Annotated in this window: 24 protein-coding genes; 9 read left to right on the plus strand and 15 right to left on the minus strand. The window is 68.9% G+C overall.

The genetic code is table 11. From position 1 onward, the window contains the following. Positions 1-92: 92 nt before the first annotated feature. Complete coding sequence (locus tag C8D81_RS05600; protein ID WP_094405199.1) at positions 93-1,796, minus strand: acyl-CoA mutase large subunit family protein; 1,704 nt, start codon at positions 1,794-1,796, stop codon at positions 93-95. A 219-nt stretch (positions 1,797-2,015) separates the two neighbouring features. On the opposite strand from C8D81_RS05600, the gene C8D81_RS05605 reads away from it, so the two are divergent. The 5 genes from C8D81_RS05605 (at position 2,016) to C8D81_RS05625 (ending at position 9,706) form a co-directional block, all read left to right on the plus strand. After that, on the plus strand, positions 2,016-3,245 hold the full coding sequence (locus tag C8D81_RS05605; RefSeq protein ID WP_208109119.1) for a phosphodiester glycosidase family protein: 1,230 nt from the start codon (positions 2,016-2,018) through the stop codon (positions 3,243-3,245). A gap of 42 nt (positions 3,246-3,287) precedes the next feature. Further along, on the plus strand, positions 3,288-5,006 hold the full coding sequence (locus C8D81_RS05610) for an AMP-binding protein (protein ID WP_094431801.1): 1,719 nt from the start codon (positions 3,288-3,290) through the stop codon (positions 5,004-5,006). Between the two features lie 176 nt (positions 5,007-5,182). Beyond that, on the plus strand, positions 5,183-6,313 hold the full coding sequence (locus C8D81_RS21190; protein WP_208109120.1) for a hypothetical protein: 1,131 nt from the start codon (positions 5,183-5,185) through the stop codon (positions 6,311-6,313). 237 nt (positions 6,314-6,550) lie between these two features. Then, the gene (locus tag C8D81_RS05620; protein WP_094431804.1) at positions 6,551-8,179 is read left to right on the plus strand and encodes a DUF222 domain-containing protein; all 1,629 of its coding nucleotides are present in this window, start codon (positions 6,551-6,553) and stop codon (positions 8,177-8,179) included. Positions 8,180-8,473: 294 nt separating this feature from the next. Beyond that, positions 8,474-9,706 (plus strand): acylneuraminate cytidylyltransferase, encoded by a 1,233-nt coding sequence (locus C8D81_RS05625; RefSeq protein WP_094431806.1) that lies wholly within the window; start codon positions 8,474-8,476, stop codon positions 9,704-9,706. On the opposite strand, the gene C8D81_RS20835 is transcribed toward C8D81_RS05625, so the two are convergent. From C8D81_RS20835 to C8D81_RS05650, 6 genes are all read right to left on the minus strand, one after another. Further along, entirely contained in the window at positions 9,695-10,858 is a 1,164-nt protein-coding gene (locus C8D81_RS20835) for a DUF6716 putative glycosyltransferase (protein WP_094431808.1), read from the minus strand. The genes C8D81_RS05625 and C8D81_RS20835 overlap by 12 nt on opposite strands. Before the next feature lie 17 nt (positions 10,859-10,875). Beyond that, a complete protein-coding gene (locus C8D81_RS05635) occupies positions 10,876-11,373 on the minus strand; it encodes a MarR family winged helix-turn-helix transcriptional regulator (protein WP_229117768.1) in 498 nt (165 codons plus the stop codon). Next, on the minus strand, positions 11,370-11,906 hold the full coding sequence (locus C8D81_RS05640) for a PH domain-containing protein (protein WP_094400962.1): 537 nt from the start codon (positions 11,904-11,906) through the stop codon (positions 11,370-11,372). The genes C8D81_RS05635 and C8D81_RS05640 overlap by 4 nt, the downstream gene beginning before the upstream one ends. Before the next feature lie 7 nt (positions 11,907-11,913). Then, a complete protein-coding gene (locus C8D81_RS20840; protein WP_166646683.1) occupies positions 11,914-12,069 on the minus strand; it encodes a hypothetical protein in 156 nt (51 codons plus the stop codon). A 119-nt stretch (positions 12,070-12,188) separates the two neighbouring features. Continuing rightward, positions 12,189-13,163, minus strand: coding sequence for a methylmalonyl Co-A mutase-associated GTPase MeaB (meaB, locus tag C8D81_RS05645; RefSeq protein ID WP_094355351.1), 975 nt, complete (start codon positions 13,161-13,163; stop codon positions 12,189-12,191). Continuing rightward, a complete protein-coding gene (locus C8D81_RS05650) occupies positions 13,160-14,371 on the minus strand; it encodes an acetyl-CoA C-acetyltransferase (protein ID WP_172421918.1) in 1,212 nt (403 codons plus the stop codon). The genes meaB and C8D81_RS05650 overlap by 4 nt, the downstream gene beginning before the upstream one ends. Positions 14,372-14,474: 103 nt before the next feature. Between C8D81_RS05650 and mce the strand changes: the two genes are divergently transcribed. From mce to C8D81_RS05665, 3 genes are all read left to right on the plus strand, one after another. After that, positions 14,475-14,918, plus strand: a complete 444-nt coding sequence (gene mce, locus C8D81_RS05655; protein WP_094431810.1) for a methylmalonyl-CoA epimerase — start codon at positions 14,475-14,477, stop codon at positions 14,916-14,918. A gap of 100 nt (positions 14,919-15,018) precedes the next feature. Next, entirely contained in the window at positions 15,019-16,347 is a 1,329-nt protein-coding gene (locus C8D81_RS05660) for a coiled-coil domain-containing protein (RefSeq protein WP_094431812.1), read from the plus strand. After that, positions 16,344-17,567 carry an AI-2E family transporter gene (locus C8D81_RS05665; RefSeq protein WP_133625684.1) on the plus strand — a complete coding sequence of 408 codons (1,224 nt, stop codon included), beginning with the start codon at positions 16,344-16,346 and terminating at the stop codon, positions 17,565-17,567. The genes C8D81_RS05660 and C8D81_RS05665 overlap by 4 nt, the downstream gene beginning before the upstream one ends. An 86-nt stretch (positions 17,568-17,653) precedes the next feature. On the opposite strand, the gene nucS is transcribed toward C8D81_RS05665, so the two are convergent. Genes nucS through C8D81_RS05705 form a run of 8 tightly spaced genes read right to left on the minus strand, consistent with a single transcriptional unit; the run spans position 17,654 to position 23,830 of the window. Continuing rightward, on the minus strand, positions 17,654-18,364 hold the full coding sequence (nucS, locus tag C8D81_RS05670; RefSeq protein WP_094355355.1) for an endonuclease NucS: 711 nt from the start codon (positions 18,362-18,364) through the stop codon (positions 17,654-17,656). 16 nt (positions 18,365-18,380) lie between these two features. Continuing rightward, complete coding sequence (locus C8D81_RS05675) at positions 18,381-19,013, minus strand: LON peptidase substrate-binding domain-containing protein (RefSeq protein WP_133625685.1); 633 nt, start codon at positions 19,011-19,013, stop codon at positions 18,381-18,383. Positions 19,014-19,031: 18 nt separating this feature from the next. Next, entirely contained in the window at positions 19,032-20,114 is a 1,083-nt protein-coding gene (locus C8D81_RS05680; RefSeq protein WP_133625686.1) for an NADH:ubiquinone reductase (Na(+)-transporting) subunit F, read from the minus strand. A gap of 5 nt (positions 20,115-20,119) precedes the next feature. After that, a complete protein-coding gene (locus C8D81_RS05685) occupies positions 20,120-20,464 on the minus strand; it encodes a phenol hydroxylase subunit P4 (RefSeq protein ID WP_166646684.1) in 345 nt (114 codons plus the stop codon). 1 nt (position 20,465) lies between these two features. Next, entirely contained in the window at positions 20,466-22,007 is a 1,542-nt protein-coding gene (locus C8D81_RS05690) for a YHS domain-containing protein (protein WP_133625688.1), read from the minus strand. 2 nt (positions 22,008-22,009) lie between these two features. After that, positions 22,010-22,330, minus strand: a complete 321-nt coding sequence (locus C8D81_RS05695; protein WP_094355360.1) for an MmoB/DmpM family protein — start codon at positions 22,328-22,330, stop codon at positions 22,010-22,012. A gap of 1 nt (position 22,331) precedes the next feature. After that, entirely contained in the window at positions 22,332-23,378 is a 1,047-nt protein-coding gene (locus C8D81_RS05700) for a ferritin family protein (RefSeq protein ID WP_094355361.1), read from the minus strand. A 17-nt stretch (positions 23,379-23,395) separates the two neighbouring features. Further along, complete coding sequence (locus C8D81_RS05705; protein WP_094428511.1) at positions 23,396-23,830, minus strand: hypothetical protein; 435 nt, start codon at positions 23,828-23,830, stop codon at positions 23,396-23,398. Positions 23,831-24,123: 293 nt separating this feature from the next. Between C8D81_RS05705 and C8D81_RS05710 the strand changes: the two genes are divergently transcribed. Further along, a complete protein-coding gene (locus C8D81_RS05710; protein WP_133625689.1) occupies positions 24,124-26,427 on the plus strand; it encodes an ATP-binding protein in 2,304 nt (767 codons plus the stop codon). Positions 26,428-26,589: the final 162 nt, after the last annotated feature.

Below are 26,589 nucleotides of genomic sequence, written 5' to 3' on the forward strand. Positions count from 1 at the left end.
GTGTCGAGAGGACTCGAGCGAGCGGAACCGGTTCATCTCGACACGCAGCCATTGCTCCGCAAGCTCCGCATGGACTGCTACTCGATGAACGTTCAGAAATTCGCGGGTTCGGTGTATTCGCCCCATTCGGCGCGCAGGGTGTTGCAAATCTCGCCGAGGGTGGCTTCGGCGCGGACCGCCTCGAGCATCGGTTCGATCATGTTCTCGCTGCCGCGGGCCGCGCCCAGCATCCGCTCCAGGGCGGCGTCCACCCGGGCCTGGTCGCGGGTACCGCGCCGCTCGGTGAGCAGGCGTACCTGCTCGCGCTCGACCTCGTGCGAGACCCGCAGGATCTCCAGCTCCCCGGTCACCGAGGAGGTGTGCGCATTGACGCCGACGATCCGCTTCTCGCCCTTCTCCAGCAGGGTCTGCGCGATGAACGCCGAATCGGCGATCTCACCGGTGAACCAGCCCTCCTCGATCCCGCGGAGCAGCCCGGAGGTGACCGGGCCGATCTCGTGCTCGCCGTCCGGCTGGGCCTGCTCGCCGAGCTTGAGGATCTGCGCGAAGATCTTCTCCGCCTCCGCCTCGATCCGGTCGGTGAGCGCCTCGACGTACCAGGAACCGCCGAGCGGGTCGGCCACGTTCAGCACCCCGGTCTCCTCGGCGATCACCTGCTGGGTGCGCAGCGCGATCTCGGCGGCCCGCTCACTGGGCAGCGCCAGGGTCTCGTCGAGGGCATTGGTGTGCAGCGAGTTGGTGCCGCCGAGGACCGCGCTGAGCGCCTCCAGCGCGGTGCGGACCACGTTGTTGTAGGGCTGCTGCGCGGTCAGCGAGACGCCGGCGGTCTGGGTGTGGAAGCGCAGCCACTGCGCCTTGGGCGAGGTGGCGCCGAAGTGGTCGCGCATCCAGCGCGCCCAGATCCGGCGGGCGGCGCGGAACTTGGCGATCTCCTCGAAGAAGTCGATGTGCGCGTCGAAGAAGAAGCTCAGCCCGGGCGCGAACACGTTGACGTCCAGCCCACGGGACAGGCCCAGCTCGACGTAGCCGAAACCGTCGGCGAGGGTGAACGCCAGCTCCTGGGCGGCGGTCGCCCCGGCCTCGCGGATGTGGTAGCCGGAGACCGACAGCGGCTTGTACGCCGGGATGTCGCGGGAGGTGTATTCCATCAGGTCGCCGATCAGCCGCAGATGCGGTTCGGGGGCGAACAGCCACTCCTTCTGGGCGATGTACTCCTTGAAGATGTCGGTCTGCAGGGTGCCGTTCAGCCTGGTGATGTCGCGGCCCTGCCGCTCGGCGGCGACCAGGTACATGCAGAACACCGGCACCGCGGGACCGGAGATGGTCATCGAGGTGGTGACCTGTTCCAGGTCGATCTCGTCGAACAGGATCTCCATGTCGGCGGCCGAGTCGATGGCCACCCCGCAGTGCCCGACCTCACCGAGCGAGCGGGGATCGTCGGAGTCGCGGCCCATCAACGTCGGCATGTCGAAGGCGACCGAGAGCCCGCCGCCGCCCGCGCCGAGGATCATCTTGTAGCGCTCGTTGGTCTGCCGGGCGTTGCCGAAGCCGGCGAACTGCCGGATCGTCCAGGGACGGCCGCGGTAGCCGGTGGCGTACAGACCGCGGGTGTAGGGGTACTCCCCCGGCCAGCCGATCCGTTCCATCCGCTCGTCCGCAGCCTCGTCGGCGGGACCGTAGACCGGTTCCACCTCGAGCCCCGACAGCGTGCTGAAGTCGGCGTCGCGCACCTTGCCCGAGTCGACGGCCTGCTGCCAGGCGGCGAGCCAGCGGTCGTGTCCGGTCGTCTCAGCCATCACTACCTCCGTCGGTACATGCCTCACGCACCATTGTGCGCGACATCTCACTCCAAAATACTAGGGCCTCCTACTATTTTCCATCCGCGGTGCGGCGAGGGTTCCCCGATGAGCCGAGTCTCACCAAGGCGTCACCTGCCGGACACCCGGAGTACGCCGGGATGCCGGTTTCCGCTGATGGATTGGGCACCGCTCGCACCCACCCCCAGGAGTCATCTGATGCGCGTACGCCCCGCCCGCCTGCTCGCCGGCGCCCTCACCTCGATGCTCGCCCTCACCCTCGGCGTACCCGCCGCGCAGGCCGCACCTGGCCCGAGCGCACCGATCGCCGACCGCCTGCGGCTCGGCGACGCCGATCTGCCGGAGACCCGCACCAGCACCGACCTGGCCCCCGGGGTCACGCTGACCCAGGTGGTGCGCGGCAGCGGGACCGCGGTGCCGGCGGAGTACGAGACCACCACCCGAGGCCCCTGGCGGGTCTGGGCGCTGCGGATCGATCCGCAGCGTGCGAAGGGCCAGCTCGTCGCCACCGACGGCCCGGACATCGCCCGCACCGAGACCGTGGACGTGCTGAACCGCTACGCCGGCGGACTGGCCGCGGTGAACGGCAGCTTCTTCACCTTCACCGCCGACCGGCAATACCCGGGCGATCCGGTGGGCCTGTCGGTGCGCGCCGGCGAACTGCTCAGCGAGCCGACGACCTATGACCGCGAGTCGGATCTGATCTTCGACGCCAAGCAGAACCGGTTGCGGATCACCCGAACCTCCTGGACCGGCACCCTGACCGACCGCGAGAGCGGCACCCGCACCCCACTGGAGGCGATCAACCATCCGCCGGCCGTCGACCAGACGGTGCGCTTCACCCCCGAGTTCGCGGCGCGTACGCCCGAGGGCGCGGGTCTGGAGCTGGTCCTGAACCGGGACAACTGCGTGGTGCGCAGCGCTCCGGTCCGCGGCACCGCTCTGGCCGCCGGGGAGACCTCGATCCAGGCGACCGGTGCGGACGTGGCCGCCCTGCAGCAACTCGCCACCGGCTGCATCGACATCGCCAGCCAGCTGCGCGACGCCGCGGGTGAGCCGATCAAGCTGAAGCCGCACACCTATGCGGTCAACGGCCGCGTGGAGCTGCTCCGCGACGGCAAGGACCTGACCACACCGATCCCCGGGGATTCCTTCTATGCCAGGAATCCGCGCACCGTCGCCGGTACCGACGCCAACGGCGTCATCACCCTGATCGTGATCGACGGTCGCCAGCCGACCAGCGTCGGCACCACGATTCCGGAGACCGCGCAGGTGGCCCGCGACTTCGGGTTGACCGATGCGCTCAACCTGGACGGCGGCGGTTCCTCGACGATGGTCGCCCCCGATCAGATCGTGAATCAGCCGAGTGGCACCGCACCGCGACCGGTCGGTGACGCCCTGGTCTGGCTCCCCCGCCGCGGCAACTGACGGGTCTCGTGGGCCCGGGTGGCCCTGTGGTTTCATGACGATGTGAGCGACAGCGACGTCAACGACAGCCAGCCGAACGACCCCACGACGGCCTACCGGGCCGCCCGCGACCAGCTGCTGCGGCTGCGCACCGATCAGCCGCGCGCGGTGGCCGAGTTCACCTGGCCACGGATCGGCGACCGCTTCAACTGGGCCCATGACTGGTTCGATGTGGTCGCCGCCGAGCATCCGGAGCGGGCGGCGCTGACCATCGTCGAGGACGACCTGTCGGCGCACCAGGCAAGTTATGGCGAGCTGTCCCGCCGCTCCCACCAGCTCGCCCGCTGGCTGTCCGAGCTGGGCATCGGCCGCGGTGATGCGGTGTTGGTGATGCTGGGCAACCAGACCGAGCTGTGGGAGATCATGCTGGCGGTCTTCAAGCTCGGCGCGGTGGTGCTGCCGACGACGACCGCGCTCGGGTCGGCCGACCTGGCGGACCGGGTGCAGCGCGGCAACGTCCGCGCGGTCGTCTGCACCCCCGACGAGGTGGCGAAGTTCGACGGACTGGCCGATGATCTGGTGCGGATCTGTGTCGGTGCGGCACCGGCGGGCTGGCAGGCGTACGCCGATGCGGACCGGGTGGACGATGCACCGGTGCCGCATCCGGGGACCGCCCCGGATGATCGGATGCTGCTCTACTTCACCTCTGGCACCACCAGCCGGCCGAAGCTGGTCGAGCACACCCAGGTTTCCTATCCGGTCGGGCATTTCTCGACGATGTACTGGCTCGGACTGCAGCCGGGCGATGTGCATCTGAACGTCTCCTCGCCGGGCTGGGCCAAGCACGCCTGGTCGAACTTCTTCGCACCGTGGATCGCGCAGGCCACCGCGGTGGTGTTCAACTACGCCCGGTTCGACGCCGCGACCCTGTTGCGGGTGCTGACCGAGCAGGGGGTCACCTCCTTCTGCGCACCGCCGACGGTGTGGCGGATGCTGATCAAGAACGATCTCGGCGAGCGGCCGGGTTCGCTGCGCGAGGCACTCGCCGCGGGTGAGCCGCTGAACCCCGAGGTGATCGCCCAGGTGGATCAGCACTGGGGGCTGACGGTGCGCGACGGGTTCGGCCAGACCGAGACCACCGCGCAGCTGGCGAACGCTCCGGGGCAACCGGTACGCCCCGGTTCGATGGGCCGGCCGCTGCCCGGAATCCCTTCGGTGCTTGTGGATCCGGTCAGCGGGGAGCGTGTCGACGGGGTCGGTGAGGGCGAGTTGTGCCTGGATCTGGCCGACCACCCACTGGCGCTGATGACCGGTTATCTGGGTGACGACGGCCGCAATGACGAGGCGATGGCCGGCGGCTTTTATCACACCGGTGATGTGGCCAGTCGGGACGCGGAGGGTTACATCACCTACATCGGGCGTACCGACGATGTCTTCAAGGCCAGCGATTACAAGATCTCGCCGTTCGAGCTGGAGTCGGTGCTGATCGAGCATCCGGCGGTCGCCGAGGCGGCTGTCGTGCCGGCGAGCGATCCGGTACGCCTGGCGGTGCCGAAGGCGTACGTCGCGCTGGCCGCCGGTCACGAACCGAGCGAGGAGACCGCGCTGGCGATCCTCACCTTCGCCCGGGAACGATTGGCACCCTTCCAGCGGATCCGGAAGCTGGAGTTCTTCGAACTGCCGAAGACCGTGTCCGGCAAGATCCGCCGCGTCGAACTGCGGGCCCGCGAGGAACAGGGCTCCGCCGGCCCCGAATACACCGACGACTCCCTGCGCGGCTGATTCACGCTCATCGAGTAGCGCGGCATGCGCAGCGAAGCGGAGCAATGCCGAGCGTGTCGAGATGAGAGGCGCGGAGAAGCGGTGAGCCACATCGTGAAACACCGTTCCACAACTCTGGACGAACCCGGGGTCAGGGTGGCACGGTGGTACGGGTCACCAGCGATCCGAGGAGAACCATGCCGATCACCCGTCGTACCCTGCTGGCCGCCACCTCGCTCGGCGCACTCGCCGCCGGTGGCTTCACGCTGACCGCGAAGGCGGCTGCGACGTTCTACGCCAAGATCGTCCAGGAACCCGGTGACTACGAGGCCCGCTTCCCCGACATCCTGAAGCTGAACGACGGCCGATTGATGGCCGTCTGGCACCGCGCCACCTCACACGCCGGCAGCATCGGCACGATCCAGCTCTCCTTCGGTTCCACCGATGGCAGAACCTGGTCCACACCGACGCCCGCGCTGGCCAACCCCGGCACGATGTCCGGCATCGACACCCGCGATCCGAAGATCGGCAAGATGAACGACGGCAGCGTGGTGATGACCTTCTTCACCCCCGCCGGCAAGGTCTATCAATCCGCCTGGAAGCCCGGCTGGACCCGGTTCACCGATCCCGTCGAGGTCGTCACCAGCGGCATCACCGTGAAGTATTCGCACGGCTCCCCACTCGCGCTGGCCGCCAGCGGCACTCGCACCAACGAGGTGCTGGTGCCGTTCTACACCACCGGTACCAGCGGCGGTGCCTGGTTCGTCCGGACCCGCTGGGATGCACCGACGAACAAGCTCATCACGATCGAATCGCCCCAGCGGATCATCCAGAACAACAACCCCGTCGGCCGTGCCTACCAGGAACCCAGCTTCGTCCAGTTCGGCAACACCATCGTCTGCGGCGTCCGGGCCGAGCAGGACGGCGGTGGCTCGCCGGTCATCATCGCCTGGTGGGACGCCTATGTGGCCACCCCGACCTACCGCTACCAGTCCTTCACCGGCGTACTCGCCAACTCCCACCATCTGCTCAAGACCAGCGACGGCAAGGTCCTGTTCACCTATGGCGACAAGGCACAGGCCCGCCGACCCACCGTCGGGATGATGATCAGCAACCCCACCCAGAACTGGGTCAAGGGCACGGTGGTGCCGATCTACGACTCCGGTGCCGACGACCAGGCGAATCCCTCGAGCGTCGAACTGTCCGCCGGCACCTACCTCACCCTCGGTTACAACGCCAAGGCCAAGGGGACCACCGACACCGCCTCCACCTCACCGAGCGGTGGCACGTTGTGGGTGCTGCGCACCACCAGCGCCGACTACGCCTGAGGCCCACGTTCATCGAGTAGGTCGCCCAGCGACCGTGTCGAGATGAACCCCGCACACCCCCACGTTCATCGAGTAGGTCGCCCAGCGACCGTGTCGAGATGAACCCGAGTACGCCGGTTGAGCGAGGAGCGCAGCGACGAGTCGAAACCAAGCCCCAGAAAAGATCAAAACCTTTGGGTGCAGAGTCGTACATGTGTGCTATTGTTAGACGTGGCAGATGAGAGGAGGTGACCAGAGATGACCACCAACCCACGAGCCGAAGTGTTCGCCGCGATCCGCGCCGAAAGCGAGCAGATCGCCCAGACCGAAGCCCGCCGCCTCGTTGCGATCGCCGCCGCCTGCGACACCTACTCCGGCCTCAACACCCACACCGACGAACTCACCGCGAGAGTCCTGCACGGCGAACAGCTCGTCTTCCCCGGCGCGGACGGCACCCCCGGCATCACCGAGTTCTTCCACCTCGAATTGGCGATGTCACTGGGCTGCTCGCCCGAGACGGCGCAGGTCTGGACCGCCGACGTACTCAACCTGCGGCATCGGCATCCGATCCTGTGGCAGGCCACCTTGGACTGCGACATCCCCGTCTGGGTCGCCCGCGATGTCTCCCGCGCCGCGCTGCAGCTGTCCTTCACCCAGGCCCGCGAGTTCGACTCCCTGTGGTCACTCCGGCTGGTGCCCCTCACTCCGAAGCGCGCGGTCGCGACGACCGAGGCCCAGGTCGCGTTGATGCTCAACGACAACAAAGAAGCCGAACGCCAGGCCGCGAAGAAGCAACGCCGCGTCGAATTCACCCCCAGCCGGCATACTCCCGGCATCACCGACCTCTACGCCAACCTCGACGCCGGTGACGCCGCCCACCTGAACGGCACCCTGGATCGCCTCGCCGACATCCTCAAAGCCGGCGGTGCCGACGGGTCCAGGGACGAACTCCGCGCCGAAGCCCTCGGCCATCTCGCGCATCCCGACCGGGCCCGGCAACTGCTCCAGCCCTCGCTGTTCGACGGCGCGACCGTCACGCCTACGGGTGAGGTGGTCAACAAGCACGGGGAGATCGTCACACCCACCTCCGAACGGTGCCGGCACGGCGCGGAGCTGATCCTGCACGTCCACCAGAAAGACCTCGCCAACCGCCGCGGCGGCGAAGGCGAAAAGCTCGGCCCGGTCACCCTCCAGCACCTGAAGGAACTGCTGGAGCGCTGCACCGGGACCGTGAAAGTGCGGCCGGTGATCGATCTGGCCGCCCCGGTGATGGTGAACACCTACCGACCCAGCGACGAGCTCGCCATGCGCGTCAAACTCCGCGACCGGTATGTGATGTTCCCCCGCTCGAATCGCTCCGCGTTCGGCCGCGGCATCGACCTCGATCACACGATCCCCGCACCCGAGGGTCCGACCAGCTCGGACAACCTCGGACCGTTGAACCGGACCTCGCACCGCGCCAGAACCCACGCCGGGTTCATTCTCGAGCAACCCTCACCCGGGGTGTTCCACTGGAAAACACCCGCAGGGCAGGAAGCATGGGTCAGCCACCACGGCACCTGGAACCATCCACCACCCGATCACCTGATCAACGACCCGGCCGCCTCACTCTCCCGAACCGAACAACTCCTCCGCGACACCCTCGGCAACGGGCGAACCCAGCTGGATAGGGAACAGGCCGAAGCCGAACAAGCAGCCGACGAAGCCCGCGAACGCGAGCGACTCCGCCGCGCCCGCAAGAACCAACGCCTCCGCGACCTACGCCAGGCTGCCCGCGACCAGGCAAACCACCGAGCCGCATCGGAGCAGTCCGCGAAGCAGACGAAGCGACCAAAGAAGCCGGCTCCGCCGGAATCCCAACCTGCCCTGATTCCCCACCAGGAATAGGATTCCGCACGCTCTCGCCCGCTCAGCCCACCGAAATTTGCGGCTCGATCTCCAACCGGTACCCAGATCGGCCGATTCTGCGATCGAGCCGCAGATTTCGCAGACCGCTCTGGTAGGACCGGGCCCAGCACACCAGGGCCCGGGGCGGTGCAGCCGTCCCGATCACGCGGCCAACACAACCAGGCCAGCCACCGCCACGGCACCACCACCATGACTGCCCATGCCCAGATCCCTTCGACTCGCTGGCGCTCGCTCAGCCGGCGCGGGCGGGCATCTGCCCTAGATTAGGGGCCTATGAGTGTGGTGGCGATCATCCCTGCCCGCGGCGGCTCCGTCGGCGTCCCGGGCAAGAACCTGCGGCCGATCGGCGGCATCCCGCTGGTCGCGCGGGCCGTCCGGGCCTGCCGAGCGGCGCGGCGGATCGACCGGATCTTCGTCAGCACCGACGATGCCGAGATCGCCCGGGTGGCCCGCGAAGCCGGTGCCGAGATCATCGAGCGGCCGGCGGATCTGTCGGGCAGCACCGCCAGCAGCGAATCGGCCCTGCTGCACGGCCTGACCGTGATCACCGAGCGGGGGGTCGATCCGACCACACTGGTCTTCGTGCAGTGCACCAGCCCCTTCATCTCGGGGCAGGACCTGGACACCGGCGTCGAGCTGGTGGCCGGCGGCCGGGCCGATTCGGCCTTCTCCGGGGTCGAGACCTATGAGTTCCTGTGGCGGGACGCCGATCCGGGTGTCGAACCCGGCACCGGCACGATGGTCGGTCAGAACCACGACGCCGCGTTCCGACCCCGCCGCCAGGACCGCCGCCCCGACTACCGGGAGACCGGTGCGTTCTATGTGATGCGGGTGGACGGGTTCCAGGCCGCCCAGCACCGCTTCTTCGGGCGTACCGAGGTCGTCAAGGTCTCCGAGCTGGCCTCGCTGGAGATCGACACCGCCGAGGAACTGGCCCTCGCCGATGCCTTCGCCGGCGTCCTGGATCGAGTGCCGGCCGCCGACGGCCAGGGCCCGGTGGACGCCATCGACGTGGCCGCGGTGATCACCGATTTCGACGGCGTGCACACCCCCGACACCGCCTACCTCGGGCAGGACGGGCACGAATCGGTCCGGGTCTCCCGCTCCGACGGGATGGGTGTCTCGCTGCTGCGCCGCGCCGGGATTCCGCTGCTCATCCTTTCCAGGGAAAGGAATCCGGTGGTCACCGCCCGCGCCGCGAAGCTCGGTGTCGAGGTGCTGCAGGCGGTCGACGACAAGTCCCGCGCGGTCCGCGAGTGGGCCGAGGGCGCCGGCATTCCGCTGCAGCGGATCGCCTATGCCGGCAACGACGTGAACGATCTCGGCCCGATGTCCCTGGTCGGCTGGCCGGTCGCGGTCGCCGACGCGCATCCGCAGGTGCGCAGCCGGGCCCGGGTGGTGCTGCAGCACAACGGTGGCGAGGGTGCGGTCCGCGAGCTCTGCGAACGGGTGCTCGCCGCCCATCCCGACGGCGCCCGGGTGCTCCAGGAGATCTCAACCAGCTGAGCGATTCCGCGGATCCGGCAGCAGGCGCAGGAACCGACGTGCCTGCGGAAGCAACCCGCCCAGCCCGCGAAACCGCACCGGCGGCAGCGCGGATCGCTGCTGGACAAGGGTTTCCAGCCGTTCCCGCCAGGTGTTGTCGGACTCGGGCTGGAAGTAGTTGTCCCGCAGCCAGCTCGGATCGGGATCGCGGAACCGCCCGGCCGACAGGTCGTCGAGGGTGCCGATCAGGCCGGAATCGGTGAACACCAGATTGATCAGCTCGGCACTCACCCCGAAGTCACCGAGCACCAGACTGGGCACGCCGGCCGCGATCGCCTCGATCGCGGCGGTCGAGGAGACGGTGGCGAACCCGTACGCCCCGGCCAGCGCGTCGGCCATCCGGCCGGCCCGGAAATCCAACTTCCGCAGGTGATCCGGGCGTTCCGCCCAGAGCCGCTGATAGGGGTACGCCTCATTGTGCGCCTGCCGCTCCCCCGCCACCGCTCGCACCTTGACCACCGGATCGAGCTCGGTCGGCAACCGCTCCAGCGCGGTGAGGATGCGCTGCCGGTCCGCGGGTGCCGCCGGCACCAGCGACTGGGCCGCGAACACCACCGCCCGCCGATCCCGCACCGGGGCCGCCGATGCCAGCCCCCGGCGCACCTCGGCCAGGAACGGGAGCGTCGCCAGTGCCAGCTCGGGGCCGCCGAGGCGCCCCACCACCTCGGCGTAGGCCGCCACCTCACGATGCGAGTGCAGCAGCATCAGGTCCAGATCGCGGCGGTGCCGGATCGCCAGATCGTTGGCCGGATAGGAGATCCCGGGCAGACCGCCGACCAGCACCGGCCGCGGTCGCCCCGGCCGCGCCCGCAGCGCACCACTGCGCGCCAGCACCGACATCACGACCTCCAGCGCCGGCCCCGTGCACGCCAGCACGATCGCATCGGGCCGACGCCCCGCCGGCCCGGAACCACCGGCCAGCTCGACCAACCGGCGTACCCCGCCCCGCTCGGTCGGGAACCCGCCACGCACCGCGGCCACCTGGGCCGCCGACGGCGCGATCACGTTGTCCAGCACCAGATGCCGCACCCGCCAGTCCGCGGGCACCTCCTCGAAGGTGGCCGTGGCCCATTTCAGGAAGGAGTCGGAGTCACTGACGGTGAGGATCCGCATCGGGCGCTCCGCCCCGCTCAGAAGTCGCCGGCGGCCGAACGGGCGTCGGCCAGGATCGCGGACAGCTGGTCGCACTGCTCCTCGCTCAGCGCACCCAGCCCGAACCGGGCCCCGACGATCGCCGCGGTGGCCTGCTCCAGCACCGCACGCCCGCGATCGGTCAACGAGGCGAGCACCGCCCGGCCGTCCTCGGGATGCGGTCGGCGATCGATCAACCCCGCCTCGGCCAGCCGCTTCACCACCGGCGTCACCGAGGTGGCATGCACCTGCAGCCGTTCGGAGATCTTGCCCAGCGGCAGCGATCCGCGCCGGGAGAAGGACAGCAGCACCAGCACCTCATAGCGCGCGAAGGTCAGCCCGAAAGGACGGACCAGCTCATCCAGCTCGGTCAGCAGCAGCTGCTGCACCCGCATCAGTGAGGTGACCGCCCGCATCCGTGGCATCTCGCCATAGGTGCGCTCCCACTGCTCGGCACCCCGCTCGATCGGGTCGAACGGCAACGGCCCCCGACTCACTGGGTCCCGCCGAGGTTGGTGAAGCTGCGGCGGGCACCGGAGCGCTGGATCACCCGCTGGATGGTCAGATCCCGCTCGTCGGGGCGACCGACGAAGCGGATGTCACGCAGGCCCTGGTCCTGGGCCGCGGACTCGAAGATGAAATGCCCGTAGCCGAAGATCCGACCCAGCAGGGGCTTGTTCACCGCGATGTCGAGGATCCGCTGCATCGGCATGGTGGCGGTGTGCTGGGAGAACACCCCATGCACCCGGAAGACCCGCATGTTGGTGATCACGAACCGGTCCATGTGCTCGGAATGGATCCGCCACAGGCAGCGGGCCAGCAGCGCGATCCCGATCACCCCGGGGATGAACCAGGCCTGCCCGAGATAGGGCATCGCGATGAACAGCACCATGCAGCCGAACAGCCCGACCACCGGCCAGGCGATCGCCATCGGATGCCGGCGGACCTCGTCGACGATGACCTCACCCTCGTCGGCGATCAGGTGACGCTCGACCTGCGGGTCGAAGAACTGCGTCAGCGCGCCGAACACCGCGGCCTCACCGGGCCAGTGTGGTGAAGAACCGGAACAGGGCGTCGAAGGCGCCGAAGAACCCCCGGACCGCGTTCGCCGCATCCTCGGGCCGGGTCACCAGGTAGAACAGGCAGAAACCGACGACCAGGAACACCAGGATCTTTTTCACTGCGCCTGACATACACCCTCCGTCTGTGCCGCGGCATGGGGAAGTAGGGAAGTGCCGCAGTACTGGGGCCCCTTTCTACCGCAATCGCGGCGATCCCCCGGTCAGGGCACGCCGGGCGGGACCGATCGACATCAGCTGGTGATCTCCACCTGGTCGGCGCCGACCTCGGCCAGCAACCGGTCCGCTGCGGCGTACGGGTCGAGGCTGCCGTCGCGCACCTGGGCCGCCAGCTCGTCCAGCCCGCGGCGGCCGCCGGCCAGGAAGCTGGCCCGGACGCTGGCCAGCGCCAGCTGCTGGATCTCGTCCCGGGAGCGGGCCAGTCGACGTTCGGCGAGCCGCCCGGTCTCCTCACCGTGCGCGCGGTGGGCGGCGATCTTCTCGACCAGTTCGTCGATGCCCTCCCCCGCGCTGGCCACGGTCCGCACGATCGGCGGCTTCCAGTCCTCGGGTGTCCGCTCGGCCATCGCGATCATCGTGCGCAGCTCCCGGACCAGGTTCTGCGCACCGTCCCGGTCGGCCTTGTTGACCACGAAGAGGTCACCGATCTCCAGGATCCCGGCCTTCGCGGCCTGGATCCCATCCCCCATCCCGGGGGCCAGCAGGACCAGCGTGGTGTCCGCGGTGCCGGCGATCTCGACCTCGGACTGCCCCACGCCGACGGTCTCGACCAGCACCACGTCGAAGCCGGCCAGGTCGAAGACGCGCAGCGCCTGCGGGGCGGCGGTGGACAGGCCGCCGAGGTGCCCACGGGAGGCCATCGAGCGGATGTAGACCCCGGAATCGGTGGAGTGCTTCTGCATCCGCACCCGGTCGCCGAGCACGGCGCCGCCGGAGAAGGGTGAGGACGGGTCGACGGCGAGTACGCCGACCTTCAGCCCCTGGTCGCGGTACGCCGCGACGAGGGCCGTGGTGGTGGTCGACTTGCCCACCCCGGGCGATCCGGTCAGGCCGATCACATGTGCACGCCCGGTGTGCGGCGCGAGCAGCCGCAGCACCTCCGGCAGTTCCGGGGCGTTGTTCTCGACCAGGCTGATCAACCGGGCGATGGCCCGGACCCGGCCGGCCCGGGCCGCCTCGACCAGCTCGGCCACCCGGGAATCGGTCACGCCGGGTTCGACTTCTCGCCGGGCACGGTGATGATCAGCGCATCGCCCTGGCCGCCGCCACCGCAGAGCGCGGCCACGCCGGTGCCGCCGCCACGGCGCTGCAGTTCCTTGGCCAGGGTGTAGACCAGTCGCGCACCGGACATCCCGATCGGGTGGCCGAGCGCGATCGCACCGCCGTTGACGTTGACCTTCTCATCGATCTCGGTGTCGCTCATCCCCAGATCGCGGCCGCAGGCCAGTCCGACCGCGGCGAACGCCTCGTTGACCTCGTAGAGATCGAACTTCACCGGGTCGACACCCTGCTTCTTGGCGGCGGCGACGATGGCGTGCGAGGGCTGCAGTTGCAGCGAGGAGTCGGGGCCGGCGACCATGCCGTGGGCGCCGATCTCGGCCAGCACCTCGACGCCCAGCTCGGCGGCCTTCTCCTTGCTCATCACCACGACCGCGCAGGCACCGTCGGAGATCGGCGAGGACGAGCCGGCGGTGATCTCGCCGTCCTTGGCGAAGGCCGGGCGGAGCTTGCCCAGTCCCTCGGCGGTGGTGTCGCCGCGGATGCCCTCGTCGGCGGTCACCACGATGTCGTCGCCGCGGCGCTGCGGGATGCGCACCTCGACGATCTCCTCGGCGAGCTTGTCCTTCGCCGCCGCGGCCCGCTGGTGCGAGCGGGCGCCGAAGGCATCCATCTCGGCCCGGGTGAAGTGCGGCTGCTTGTCCTTGTTGACCTCTTCGGTCAGCGCACCCATCGACTGGTCGGTGAGCGCGTCCCAGAGCCCGTCGTGGGACATCGAGTCCTGCAGCGTCGCATCGCCGTATTTCACGCCCTCCCGGGACTTCGGCAGCAGATGCGGGGCATTGGTCATCGACTCCATGCCACCGGCGACCACGATGTCGGCTTCACCGGCGCGGATCAGCTGGTCGGCCATTGCGATCGCATTCAGTCCCGACAGGCACACCTTGTTGATGTTCACCGCCGGGGTGGACATCGGGATGCCGGCCTTCACCGCGGCCTGCCGCGCGGGCATCTGGCCGGCGCCGGCCTGCAGCACCTGGCCCATGATCACGTACTCCACCTGATCGGGGGCCACGCCGGCGCGCTCCAGGGCACCGGAGATCGCCACCGCACCGAGGTCGACGCCGCTGAGCGACTTCAGCTCACCGAGCAACTTGCCCATCGGCGTACGCGCACCACCGACGATCACCGAACCCATCAGATTGCCTCCTCCCGGGCAGCAGTGCCCGCGCCTGCGAAACGATCGTTGCCAGCCCACCCTAGCGCTGCGTACCCGGTCGCGACGTGCCAGTGTTGGGCCCATGCAGAACATCAGCGACCTCTTCGTGTGCATCGATCACGTCGGGCTGGCGGTGCCCGACCTGGATGAGGCGATCCGCTTCCACACCGAGACCCTCGGCTGGCGGTTGCTGCACCGGGAGCGGAACGAGGAGCAGGGTGTCGAGGAGGCGATGCTGGGCACTGGTGCGCAGCAGCCGGAGAGCGCCCAGCTGCAGCTGCTGGCGCCGATCAGCGAGAGCTCGGCGATCGCGAAGTTCCTGGACCGCTCGGGTGCCGGAATCCAGCAGCTCGCGTACCGGGTCGAGGACGTCGACCGGGTGGGCGCCGTGCTCCGCGAACGGGGGCTGCGGCTGCTCTATGACGCACCCCGGCGGGGTACCGCGGGGTCGCGGATCAACTTCGTCCATCCCAAGGACACCGGTGGGGTGTTGCTGGAACTCGTCGAACCGGCACGGCAACCCTGATTCGCGGCCCGATCCGGGTAGGGTTTCCGCGTCGAGCCAGCGCCGGCGCACACCGCGGGCGTGAATGCTTCCGGGGCCGACAGGGTACGGAGGAGGAACCATGAGTGACGAATCGGGGCTGAGCCTTTTCGACAACACCGCGAGCGCCGCCGGCCACTTTCCCTCGGCCCGCCGCGGTTATCACCGCGAGGCCGTCGATGAATACGTGCTCAATCTCGAGGGCCAGCGCAGCAAGCTCCGCGATCAGGTCGCCCAGTTGCAGACACAGCTCCGCGAGCTGACCAATCGCCCCGCGCCGCGGCCGGAGGACGCCGACTACACCCACCTCGGCGGGCATGCCACCGAGATGCTGCGGATCGCCCAGGTGCAGGCCAAGGAGCTGGTCGACAAGGCCCATGGCGAGGCCGCGCGGATCAAGGAGGAGGCGCGCCGGGAGGGTCAGCAGGCCCGCGCGCTGAGCGAGCGCGAGGCCGAGGACATCCGGATGACCTCGATCGGCGAGCTGCGCCAGCTCCGCGCCAACCTGGAGCGTCAGGTCGGCGAGCAGGTCAGCATGGCCCGCGCCGAGGGCGAGCAGCTGGTCGTCTCCGCGCAGCAGCATGCCGAGGCCGTGGTCCGCGAGGCGCAGCGCAAGTCCGGTGCGATGCTCGAGGCGGCGCGCCGGGAGGCGGCCTCGATCCGCCAGACCGCCGAGGCGGAGGCCGCACAGGTGCGCGCCAGCTCGGCCGCCGAGCGTGAGCAGCTGCTCGCCCGGTTGGCCAGCGAGCACGAGGAGGCGACCCAGCGCACCCAGCAGCTGCTCGCCGACAGCACCCGGGCGCATGAGGAGGCGCAGCGGTTGCTGAGCTCGGAGATCGAGCACGCCACCCGGGTCCGCACCGAGTCACTGGCCGAGGCGGAGCGGGTCCGCATCCAGGCCGCCCGCGAGGGTGACGCGCATCTGGCCGCGTCCCATCAGAAGGCCACCGAGCTGATGCAGCAGACCGAGCAGAAGGCCGCCTGGCGCGCCGATGAGCTGAACCGCGAGAACGAGCGGCTGTTGCAGCGCAAGGAGTCGATCCTGGCCCAGCTGAACAGCCTGTCCTCGCTGGCGGACCAGACCGCCAACGAGCAGCAACAGTTCCTCGACGACGCCCGGCCCCAGCAGCAGACGCCGCGGGATTCCCAACCCCAGCAGCCGATCCCGCCGCGTCCGGGTGGTCAGTCGGGTCAGTCGGGTCAGTCGGGGCAGTCCGGTGCGTCCGGTCAGTCCGCGCCGTCCGCGCGGTCGGCCCAGTCCGCCCCCCGATCGGCCCAGTCCGCCCCCCGATCGGCCCAGTCCGCACCGCCGACCCAGCAGCGGACGGGGCAGAAGCAGCCGGGTACGAACCGGCAGCCCCAGCAGGGTCCGCAGGGGCGTACGGGTGAGGGCGGGCAACCGCGTCGATGACCGAGACCCCAGCCCACCCCGAGCCCTCGGAATCCGAACCGGAGCGGAACGGACGCCGCACCGGCCGCCTGCTGCGCCGACTGAAGCGGGGCGCGATGGCGACCGTCGAGGGACCACGGGGATCGGCCGAGGAGGTCACCGAGCCGCCTCCGGTCCCGACCGGCGACGACTCAGATCGCGGCTTCAGCCTGGCCCGGATGTCGCCCTTCGCGATCGGCTTCTTCGGCACCCTCGGCGCGGTGGTGGCGTACGCCCTGATGATGATGCTGGGCGAGGTCCAGACGCTGCTGGTGCTGGTGGTGGTCTCGCTCTATCTGGCGCTCGGTCTGAACCCGCTGGTCGAACTGCTGAACCGGCAGGGCCTGCGCCGTGGGATCGGCGTGCTGGTGGTCGCCGTGCTCAGCCTCGGGGTGCTGGTGCTGATCGGTTCGGCGGTGCTGCCGGTGTTCACCGAGCAGGTGACCACCCTGGCCACCAACGCACCGAGTCTGCTGCAGGGGTTGCGGGAGAACCATCAGATCAGCGAGCTCGACGAGCGTTTCGGGATCATTGACAAGATCACCACCTTCCTGTCCGGGGAGAACCTGGTCAACAACGTGCTCGGGGGGTTGCTGGGCGCCGGCCGGGTGGTCGCCAACGCGGTCTTCTCGATCGTGGTGACCCTGGTGCTGACGCTCTACTTCCTGGCCTCGCTGCCCTCGATCAAGGACACCATCTATCGGCTCGCGCCGGCCTCCCGGCGGCCGCGGGTGCGCTATCTGGCCGATGAGATGTTCCGCCGGATCGGTGGCTACCTGAGCGGCATGTTCGTGGTGGTGCTCTGCTCGGGCACCTGCTCGTTCATCTTCATGAACATCATCGGCCTGGGGAAGTACGCCCTGGCGCTGGCGGTGATGACGGCACTGTTCGCTTTCATCCCGCTGATCGGTACCAACATCTCGATGGTGCTGGTCGCCCTGGTCGCGCTCTCGGTGCTCGGCCCGATCCAGGCACTGATCACCGTGGCCTACTACCTGCTCTACCAGCAGTTGGAGGCCTACATCATCCAGCCGCGGGTGATGCGCCGCTCGGTCGACGTGCCGGGCCCGGTGGTGATCGTGGTGGCGCTGGCCGGTGGCGCGCTGTTCGGCATCGTCGGCGCGCTGATCGCGATCCCGACCGCGGCCGCCCTGCTGCTGCTCTACCGCGAGGTGCTGATCCCCCGCCTCGACCGCAGCTGAGGGCTACGTTCATCGAGTAGCCCAGCGGTGCCGCAGCGAAGCAAGGCAGCGCTGGGCGTGTCGAGATGAGCGCCTGACGCGCGGGCTCAGAACAACCGGTCCTCGGCGTTGTCCATCCCGCGCAGGGCGTCGTAATCGACGGTGACACAGGAGATCCCGCGATCGGTCGCCAGCACCTTGGCCTGCGGTTTGATCTGCTGGGCCGCGAAGATCCCGCGTACCTCACCGAGCAGCGGATCGCGATTCAGCAGCTCCAGATAGCGGGTCAACTGCTCGACGCCGTCGATCTCGCCGCGGCGTTTCACCTCGACCGCGATGTGCGCCCCGTCGGGGTCGCGGTACATCAGATCGACCGGGCCGATCGCGGTCGGATACTCGCGCCGGACCAGCGTCCAGCCCTCGCCGAAGGTCGCCGGCTGCTCGGCCAGCAGCTCCTGCAGGTGGGCCTCCACGCCGTCCTTCTGTAGGCCCGGATCGACACCGAGCTCATGGCTGGAATCGTGCAGCACCTCGAAGATCGAGATCTGCAGGGTGTCACCATCGCGGCCGGTCACCTCCCAGACCTCGCTGACCTGGTCATCCAGGTCGGCGGTCACCGCGGCCTCGTCGGCCTCCGGTTCGCGGACCTTGAGCGTGCACGGCGGGCTCATCCAGTTCAACGGCTTGTACGCCCGGTCGTCGGCATGGATGGAGACCGAGCCGTCCGCCTTGACCAGGATCAACCGCTTCGCGGGCGGCAGATGGGCGGTCAGTCGGCCGGCGTAGTCGACCTGGCAACGGGCAATCAGCAGACGCACCGGGACACCCTACCGCTCAGCTGCGGTCCATCCGGAACGGGACGCTGTGGGTGTGGGTGACCAGGGCGGTCTCCCGCTGCAGGGCCTTGGTGAGGACCCGCAGCCGGTGCACCGGGTCGGGGTCGGCGAGCAGCTCCACCCCGGTGCTCAACGGGAACGGCCCGTCGCGGGCGATCAACCAGGCCAGCTCGTCGGGTGCTTCGGGCAGCTCGAGATCGTCCGCGCCGAGCGCCGCGGCGTACGCCTGCATCGCCTGACGCAACCGCTCCGCCGGCGCGACCAGCTCCTCCGGGCTGACCTCCCGGTCCCGGATCCGGGTCACCTCGGCGGTCAGATAGGGCTTGTCGGGGTCCTCAAGCAGCCGGTCGATGCTGAACCGCCAACTGCCTGCCGCGGTGACCAGCATCCGCTCCCCCGCCGGCTGCGCGCTCAGGATCCGGACCGCGCACCCGGCCTCGGCGATCGACTGCAGATTCTCCGGACCGACCTCGTGGCCCTGCCGGATCGGTACCACGCCGAACTCCCGCTGCTCGGGGGACAACTCGGACAGGTCGGAGAGCAGTTCCAGATAGCGCGGTTCGAAGATCTGCAGCCGCAGCACCGCCCCCGGCACCTGCAGCGTGCCCAGCGGGAACAGTGGGAACTCCATACCCCAACGATAGGTGGCTCACCGTTTGATCAGCGGCGACCCCACCCCCGACGCCTTGTCGCCCTCGTTGAAGAAGTCCTCATGGAAGATGTCGCGCGGGAACAATCGCTTGCCCATCATCGACTTCAGGCAGGCCTCCACCATCCCCGGCGACCCGCACATGTAGCCCTGGTAACCCTTGAGGTTCTCGAAGTCCGCCTCCATCACCTGGTTCACGAAACCGACCCGGTAACCGTCGCCCTCCTCACCCTCGGCCCCGCCCCCATCGGCGACGCAGGCATGGAAGGTGAACTGGTCGGCGTACTCCTCGGCGAGCTCGCGGAAGACCTCGACGTCGTAGAGGTGGTCCCGGGTCGCGGCACCGGCGTAGAGCACGATCTCCCCCTCGTACGCCTCGTTCTCCAGCGCGTGCCGGACCATCGACGCCAGCGGCGCCAGCCCGGTGCCGCCGGCGAGCATCACGATCGGCTTGTCCTCCTCCCAGGTGCGCAGCACGAACCGGCCATAGGGCCCGGAGAGCTTCACCTGATCGCCGACCGCGGCGTTCTTCCACAGCCAACCCTCGGTGGCCAACCCGCCGGGCACCAGGCGTACCTGGAACTCCACGATCCGGCTCTCGGTGGGTGGGTTGGCCATCGACCAGGTGCGGTCGATTCCGTCGGTGCCGGGCACCTCGACCCGCAGGTACTGGCCCGCATTGAAACCGAGGTCGCGGTCCAACTCGATCCGCAGCCGCTTCACATCGGCGGAGATGTCGGCGAGTTCGACGATGGTGCCGGCGAAGTCCTCCACGGGGAAGACCTCGAGCTCCTCGTCCACGTCGATGTCGGCCTCCAGGGTGACATCGGTCTCCGGCCGGGCGCAGCAGGTCAGCGTCTTGCCCTCCTCGCGTTCGAAGTCCATCAGCGCGAACCCGGAGGCCTCGCCGTGGTCCACGTCGCCGTCGAGCAGCTCCACCTTGCAGGTCGCGCAGGTGCCCTGCGTGCAGGAGTGTGGCAGCCACACCCCCGCCCGCAGGCAGGCGTCCAGGATCGTCTGGTCCTCCCGGCACTGCACCTCGCGACCGAGCGGCTCCACCGTGATGGTGTGGGTCCCGGTCATCGTTCTCAGCCCTTCGTGTTTCCGACCGGCGCGATGTCGATCGAGACGGTGTTCTTGTGCCGGATGCCCAGTTCGGCCAGCGTCTTGTCGTCGCTGGGGGTGAAGTCCTCCTCGACGAGCTGCCAGCGGAACGGGCCCTCGGCGTCGAAGTCCGGATCGGAGGTGCACCAGGGCAGCACCTGGCTGTCCACGAATTCCTTCCAGGTCATCGTCTGGGGCACCCGGACCGCGACCGCGGAGCAGAAGAGCATCGAGTCGCGCCGCAACACGTGCACGAGCATGTCGTCGCCGTAGAGCTTCTGCGCCGAGCGGGATTCGAACTCATACGGCGCCAGGGACTTGATGGCCATCTCAGGACTCCTTCTGCTGTGCGTGCCACTGCCGCCAGTGGCGCTGGTCCAGCGAGCCTTCGTACTCGCCGTTGTCACCGTCTTGGATTCCGTACCACTGCAGGACATCCGGGACGGTCGGCCCGCCGCAGTTGCCCTGGAAGATCTGGTGCACCGGCAACCAGGCCTGCACGAACTTCTCCGGCTCCCGGTCGAAGATCCACTGGCAACCGTCGGAGCAGAAGTTGAAGTGCTCCCCGTTGTAGTCGCTGCTGCGCTGGCAGATCTTGGTCGGGTCGCCGTGCTCGGGGAACGCCATCGGGATCTGGCAGACCTGGCAGAGCTGCGGCAGCCCGGGGAAGAAGAATCGGTTGCCGTCGGCGGCCATCTTCTCGAGCTTGTCCCAGCGCGGCTTGTAGTGCTCCTCGTAGGTGTCGGGGTACGCCTCCGCGAGCCACCTGCTGTGCTCGGCACTCGGTGTGCTGGTGGTGAAGTTGGCGGCGAAGGAGAACTGGTAGAGCACGTTGTAGGTGACGTGGCTCAGGTGGTCCTTCTCCCAGATCGCCTGGTCCACGTGCTTCGGCGGCCGGATGCCGTAGTACTCCAGATCCGGGAACAGCCCGCCGAGCATCTGCTGCTCGAAGTAGAGCTCGAAGGCCTCCTTCCAGCTCATCACCGGACGCGGCAGCATGTAGTCCAGCATCTGCGCGATGATCGCGGTCACCCGGTAGCCGCGCCAGAACCACTTGTCCACCCACTCCTGGACGATCGGCACGTTGTCCTCGTCCTGCTCCAGCAGGAATTTGATCGCCTCCAGACCGAGGGTCATGTGCCGGGATTCGTCCGACTGGGCGGAGAAGCCGAAGGTCATCGTCGGCAGGTCACCGTTGAAGGAGGCGGCCGACATGAACGGCACGAACAGCAGGTTGGTCAGCAGGTATTCGAAGGAGAACCCGATCGCGATCAGGAACTCGAACGGCCCCGCGGACAGCGCGTCGTCGAAATAGGACTTCGGCACCGACAGGTACCAGACCCGGTCGTGCTGCTGGGCGAAGTTGTGGAAGCCCGAGTAGTACTTGTTGTAGTTCGACAGCGTGTGGATCTCGGTCTGCGCGTGCCGCATCTCGTCGGTCGACTGGCAGAGTGCGGCGAATCGCGGGCCGGGGCCGTTGTAATGCCTTGCCAGGTAGGCGAAATGCCGATGCGCCTGGTATTCCAGCGGCGTCACCCCACCGAGGAAGACCTTCATCGCGTTCAGGTAGCTGGCCTCGGAGAGCGTCAGGTGCCCCTGGGCCTGGGCGAAGCCGTCGAGCACCGAGTAGAGCCGCTTGTCCTTCTCGGCCTGGTAGCGGTAGTAGGCGTCCACGGTCAGCCGGAACGGGTCGTCCCACTTGGACCAGTCATGGATCTTGATGCCCTCGTAACGGGTGTGCGGGAAGAGCTCCTCCTCCGAGACGTAGCTGGGCTCCCAGTCGAGGTCGCGGGTCAGCGCCGAGTAGCGTTGCTTCATCGACAGCTTCTTGGGCGGTCGCTGGGCCTTCGGGGTTTCCTTGATGTCGGTCATGCTCAGTACTCCTCGTCCTCGTCGTCGGCCACCGCGTGTCCCCAGGACACGACGATCCGGTCTTCGTCCCATTCGCTGATGTTCCCGGCCAGCGACACGACGGCCATCTGGAACTCGTGCGTCTCCCAGGGCCGGCCCAGCCGGCTCTCCACGCTCTCCCGGTTGATCTCCAACCGGCCGGGTGCCTGCAGCTTCACCAGGCCCGGGAAGTGCTGGGCGACGCTCTGTTCGTTGTCGGCCTCGATCGCATCGATCAGGGCCCGGTTGTCCTCGGTCTCCTGCAGATCGACACTGACGATCCGCTCACTCGCATCCACGACCATCTCAGTTCTCCTGTCCCTGCAGCGATTGCGGGCTCTGCTGGATCTCCAGCCCGAGCTCCCGGTATTCGGCGGCGATCTGGTCGGCGGCGGCGCGGACCGCCTCGACGCAGTTGGCGTCGACGATGCCGTCGGCCTTCTCGGCGAGCAGGGTGACCGCGGCCACCGCCTGCGGGAACCAGGTGTCGACCGCCTCGGTGAAGTGGGCGCGGTTCTGTTCGCCGTACTGCTCATCGGCCAGCCAGGTCCGGTAGAGCGCATCCAGCCACTTGCGCTGGTCGGCGTACCAGGTGCCGATGTGCTGGGCGAGCAGCGAGTACGCCCCGGCGCCGCCCATGATCGCCTCCTCGTCGAGGTTGCGATAGATCATCGCGTCGAGCAGCTTGTCGATCAGGTCCAGCCCGATCACCGCGACCGCCCAGTCCTCGACGACCAGCAGTTCCTCGATCATCTTCCGCAGACCCTGCCAGGCGGGGTCGGAGACCCAACCCTGCTTGGCGCTCTTCAGCACCGACGCGGTCTGCTCACCGAGCGCGATCCCGATCCGGCTGAGCAACTGGGCGTTGCCGATCCGGTCGAAACCGGCGTACCCGCAGCACTGGGAGATCGTGGTGCCATAGGCGAACCGGCAGGCACCGGAGTAGAGCATCTGGGCACCCGACTCGAGATGCCGCAGCGGGATGATCACCTCGGCGATCAGCCGCTGCCACTCCTGGGGGGCGCGGCCCAGCAGATCCTTGTCGCTGACGTAGTCCAGCGACTTGCCGAACCCCTCATGCATCGCGGAGCGATTGGTCACGTATGGGGTGTAGTAGTACTGCCGCGGATCTGCGTAGGAGTAGGGATCGGCGAGCTTGAAGTTGCTGTAGTCGGCGTCGTAGAGCTCCTTGTCCGGAGCCCAGGTCGGGCGGTAGTGGAAGTTCTCCACCGGCTGCAGGTCGTAGGTGCCCTCCTGGTAGCGGGTGGCGGGCTTGTCACCGAAGCGCTTGGCGATGTGATCGAAGGTCTGCCGATCGGGTTCGATGATCTGGGTCTTCAACTCGTATTGCATCGGGCCGTCTCCTCTTGTCAGCTCAACTGCGTCGTTCGCTTGTTCTGCAGGCCGGCGACCAGGCAGAGTCGGATGATCAGATCCGGCAGGGCCTCCGGGCCTTCGAGTTCGTACGCCTCGGCGCCCGGCAGATCCGCCGAGATGATCTGGCCATAGGCGGTGTCGGCCTCGATCAGCGTGCTCACCCGGGCCAGGTGGTCGCGGCAGCTGACCACGAAGGCCAGCTCGTTGCCGCCGACCTCGTCGCGCAGCTCGAGGTGATCGGCCGGGTCCTCGATCACCGCATTCGCCTCGCTGACGTACTGCTCGGCCAGCGACCGCAGGATCACCTGCTTGTCCACCCCGTCACCACGCGCACCGGGCCGGCTCGGCCGCAGCTGCGGGGCGGGGATCTCGTCATCGCTCGGCCTGGTGCCCAGCACCTCGGCCAGTCGCTCCATGAAGAAGGTCACCGAACTCCTCCTCGAGTTCGTCGGATCATGTGCCAAGAACGCTAGGCCGCGGGGTCCGGCGCCCACTACCCGTAGAACTACCCGTCTTTGCCCGACCCTCCCACACGCTCATCGAGTAGCCAGCCATGCGGAGCGCCAGCGGAGCAATGGCCGGCGACCCACACGCTCATCGAGTAGCCAGCCATGCGGAGCGCCAGCGGAGCAATGGCTGGCGTGTCGAGATGACTCCGTTCATCTACCATGGGCCCCACCTCGGCCACACCACGGCGGTGCGGCCGTTTGCGGGAGGTGCGGTGGAACCCAGTCATGGTGGACAGCTGGCCGCGCCGATGACCCGCTTCATCGGCCGCCGCAGCACCGTGCCCCAGGCCGAGCAACTGATCCGCGAGCACCGCCTGGTCTCGCTGACCGGGCCCGGCGGGATCGGCAAGACCCGGTTGGCGCTGGAGCTCGCCGGCCGCCTCGGTGAGGAGTTCGCCGACGGCCATGTGGTGGTGGCCCTCGATGTGGTCACCGAGGGTGACGGTGTCGCCTGGCGGGCCGCCTCGGCGCTGGAGATCACCGATCTGGCCAGCCGGACCGCGACCGAGCAGCTCACCCGCTTCCTGTCCGACCGCGAGCTGCTGCTGGTGCTGGACAACTGCGAGCACCTGCTGAGTGCGGCGGCCGAGCTGGTGCTGACGATCCTGACCGCCTGCCCGGGCGTACGGGTGCTGACCACCTCCCGGGAGCCGCTCGGCCTGCCCGGTGAGCACGTGCTCGGCGTACCCCCGCTGCAGCTGCCCGATCCGGAGGCGGAGCTGGCCGAGGTGGCCGCCGCCGAGTCGGTGGTGCTGTTGCTGGAGCGGGCCGAGCAGGCCGGCGGTCCGGTGACGTTGACCGAGGACAACCGGGCCGAGGTGGGTGAGCTGGTACGCCGGTTGGACGGGATGCCGTTGGCGCTGGAACTGGCCGCGGTACGCCTGCGCAGCCTGTCCCCCGGTGAGGTGCTGGAACGCCTGGACTCGCGCTATTCGTTGCTCCGCGGCACCGGCCGGGGCGTACTCCCCCGGCACCAGACGCTGCGCGGCCTGGTCGACTGGTCCTATGAACTGTGCACCCCGGCCGAGCAGCTGCTCTGGGCGCGGATGTCGGTCTTCGCCGCCGGCTGCGATCTGGCGGCCGCGGAGGCGGTGGCCGGTTTCGGCGAACTGCGGCCCGAGGACGTGCTCGATCTGCTCGATTCGCTGGTCGCGAAGTCGATCGTGATCGCCGAACACGGCGGCCTGGGTACCCGTTATCGGCAGCTGGTCACGATCCGCGACTACGGTGGGGAACTGGCCGAGGCGGCCGGGGAGACCGCCGAGCTGCGGCGCCGGCATCGCGACCTGCTGCTCACCCGGACCCGGGCGATGCTGCGCGACTGGGTGGGCCCGGACCAGCAGCGCTCGCTGGCCCTGCTGCGCGCCTGGCACGCCGACGCGGTGCTCGCGCTCGAGTGGAGCCTCGGCGTACCCGGGGAAGCCGTGCCCGGTGCCGAACTGGCGTCACTGCTCCGCTTCCACTGGGTGTCCGGGCGCTTCCTGACCGCCGGCTGGCACCGGTTGGCGCGGGTGCTGGATTCGGCGGAGGTGACCGGGCGGCCGCGTGCGGAGGTGCTCTGGGTGATGGCCTGGGTGACGCTGATCTCCGGCCACCACGACGAGACCGCGGGCCTGTTGCGCGAGGCCGCCGAGCTGGCCGAGGAGCTCGACGACGACGGGTTGCGCGGCCAGGTGCACAACTGGGGCGGGCTGCTGGATCTGTTCACCGGGGACGCGGTCGGCGCGGTGGCGCACTACCGGGAGGCGGATCGGATCTTCACCACCAGTGGGGATCTGGCCGCCCTGGGCACCGCACTGTTCCAGCGAGCGCTGTCGGAGGTCTATGGCGACTCCCCCGGTGCGGCGCTGGCGACCTGCGAGCGATTGATCGCGCTGAGCCGGGAGCACGGTGAGACCTGGTTCCAGGCGTACGCCTGGTGGGTACGCGGGTTGGCGCTGACCAAGCAGGGTGACCTCACCGGGGCCCGGGAGGCGGTGCTCGCCGCGCTGGGCATCCAGGCCGACAATCTCGATGGGATCAGCATCGCGCACCTGATCACCCTGGCCGCCCAGATCGCGGTCGCCTCCGGGGATCCGCGCCGCGCAGCCCGGTTGCACGGGCTGGCCGACCGCACCTGGCACACCCTCGGTACCGAGGTGGCCGCCTTCGGGCCGGCGCTGGCGACCGACGATCAGCAGGCGCGCTCGCGGACCCGGAAGGGGTTGTCCGCCGACGCCCATCGTGAGGCGCTGGCCTGGGGCACCTCGCACGCCACCGATCACCGCGCCGCGGTCGCCGGCGCGCTGGCCGAGCTCGGTGCGCTCACCCCGCCCGCCAACGGCCACCCCGCCGGCCTCACCCGCCGCGAGGCGCAGATCGCCGAACTGGTCGCCGACGGCCTGTCCAACAAGGAGATCGGCGCCCGGCTGACCATCTCCACCCGCACCGTCGACGGCCACGTGGAGAAGATCCTGCACAAGTTCGACGTGCACACCCGCGCCCAGGTCGCGGTCCGGATGCGCCAGGGCGGTTGACCCCACGCTCATCGAGTAGGTCGCGCAGCGACCGTGTCGAGATGCCCCCACGTTCATCGAGTAGCCAGCCATGCGGAGCGAAGCGGAGCAATGGCTGGCGTGTCGAGATGAACCCGTACGTCGGCGGAGCGACGAGGAACGAGGAGACGAAGCCACTTCCCC

The organism is Enemella evansiae (assembly GCF_004362375.1).
Lineage (GTDB): Bacteria > Actinomycetota > Actinomycetes > Propionibacteriales > Propionibacteriaceae > Enemella > Enemella evansiae.

Bases quoted from the DNA above. Each gene is read 5' to 3' on its own strand.
- C8D81_RS05600 (WP_094405199.1), bottom strand. From the start codon at position 1,796: ATGGCTGAGACGACCGGACACGACCGCTGGCTCGCCGCCTGGCAGCAG.
- C8D81_RS05605 (WP_208109119.1), top strand. From the start codon at position 2,016: ATGCGCGTACGCCCCGCCCGCCTGCTCGCCGGCGCCCTCACCTCGATG.
- C8D81_RS21190 (WP_208109120.1), top strand. From the start codon at position 5,183: ATGCCGATCACCCGTCGTACCCTGCTGGCCGCCACCTCGCTCGGCGCA.
- C8D81_RS05620 (WP_094431804.1), top strand. From the start codon at position 6,551: ATGACCACCAACCCACGAGCCGAAGTGTTCGCCGCGATCCGCGCCGAA.
- C8D81_RS05625 (WP_094431806.1), top strand. From the start codon at position 8,474: ATGAGTGTGGTGGCGATCATCCCTGCCCGCGGCGGCTCCGTCGGCGTC.
- C8D81_RS20835 (WP_094431808.1), bottom strand. From the start codon at position 10,858: ATGCGGATCCTCACCGTCAGTGACTCCGACTCCTTCCTGAAATGGGCC.
- C8D81_RS20840 (WP_166646683.1), bottom strand. From the start codon at position 12,069: ATGTCAGGCGCAGTGAAAAAGATCCTGGTGTTCCTGGTCGTCGGTTTC.
- C8D81_RS05650 (WP_172421918.1), bottom strand. From the start codon at position 14,371: ATGGGTTCGGTGATCGTCGGTGGTGCGCGTACGCCGATGGGCAAGTTG.
- mce (WP_094431810.1), top strand. From the start codon at position 14,475: ATGCAGAACATCAGCGACCTCTTCGTGTGCATCGATCACGTCGGGCTG.
- C8D81_RS05660 (WP_094431812.1), top strand. From the start codon at position 15,019: ATGAGTGACGAATCGGGGCTGAGCCTTTTCGACAACACCGCGAGCGCC.
- C8D81_RS05665 (WP_133625684.1), top strand. From the start codon at position 16,344: ATGACCGAGACCCCAGCCCACCCCGAGCCCTCGGAATCCGAACCGGAG.
- C8D81_RS05675 (WP_133625685.1), bottom strand. From the start codon at position 19,013: ATGGAGTTCCCACTGTTCCCGCTGGGCACGCTGCAGGTGCCGGGGGCG.
- C8D81_RS05680 (WP_133625686.1), bottom strand. From the start codon at position 20,114: ATGACCGGGACCCACACCATCACGGTGGAGCCGCTCGGTCGCGAGGTG.
- C8D81_RS05685 (WP_166646684.1), bottom strand. From the start codon at position 20,464: ATGGCCATCAAGTCCCTGGCGCCGTATGAGTTCGAATCCCGCTCGGCG.
- C8D81_RS05690 (WP_133625688.1), bottom strand. From the start codon at position 22,007: ATGACCGACATCAAGGAAACCCCGAAGGCCCAGCGACCGCCCAAGAAG.
- C8D81_RS05695 (WP_094355360.1), bottom strand. From the start codon at position 22,330: ATGGTCGTGGATGCGAGTGAGCGGATCGTCAGTGTCGATCTGCAGGAG.
- C8D81_RS05700 (WP_094355361.1), bottom strand. From the start codon at position 23,378: ATGCAATACGAGTTGAAGACCCAGATCATCGAACCCGATCGGCAGACC.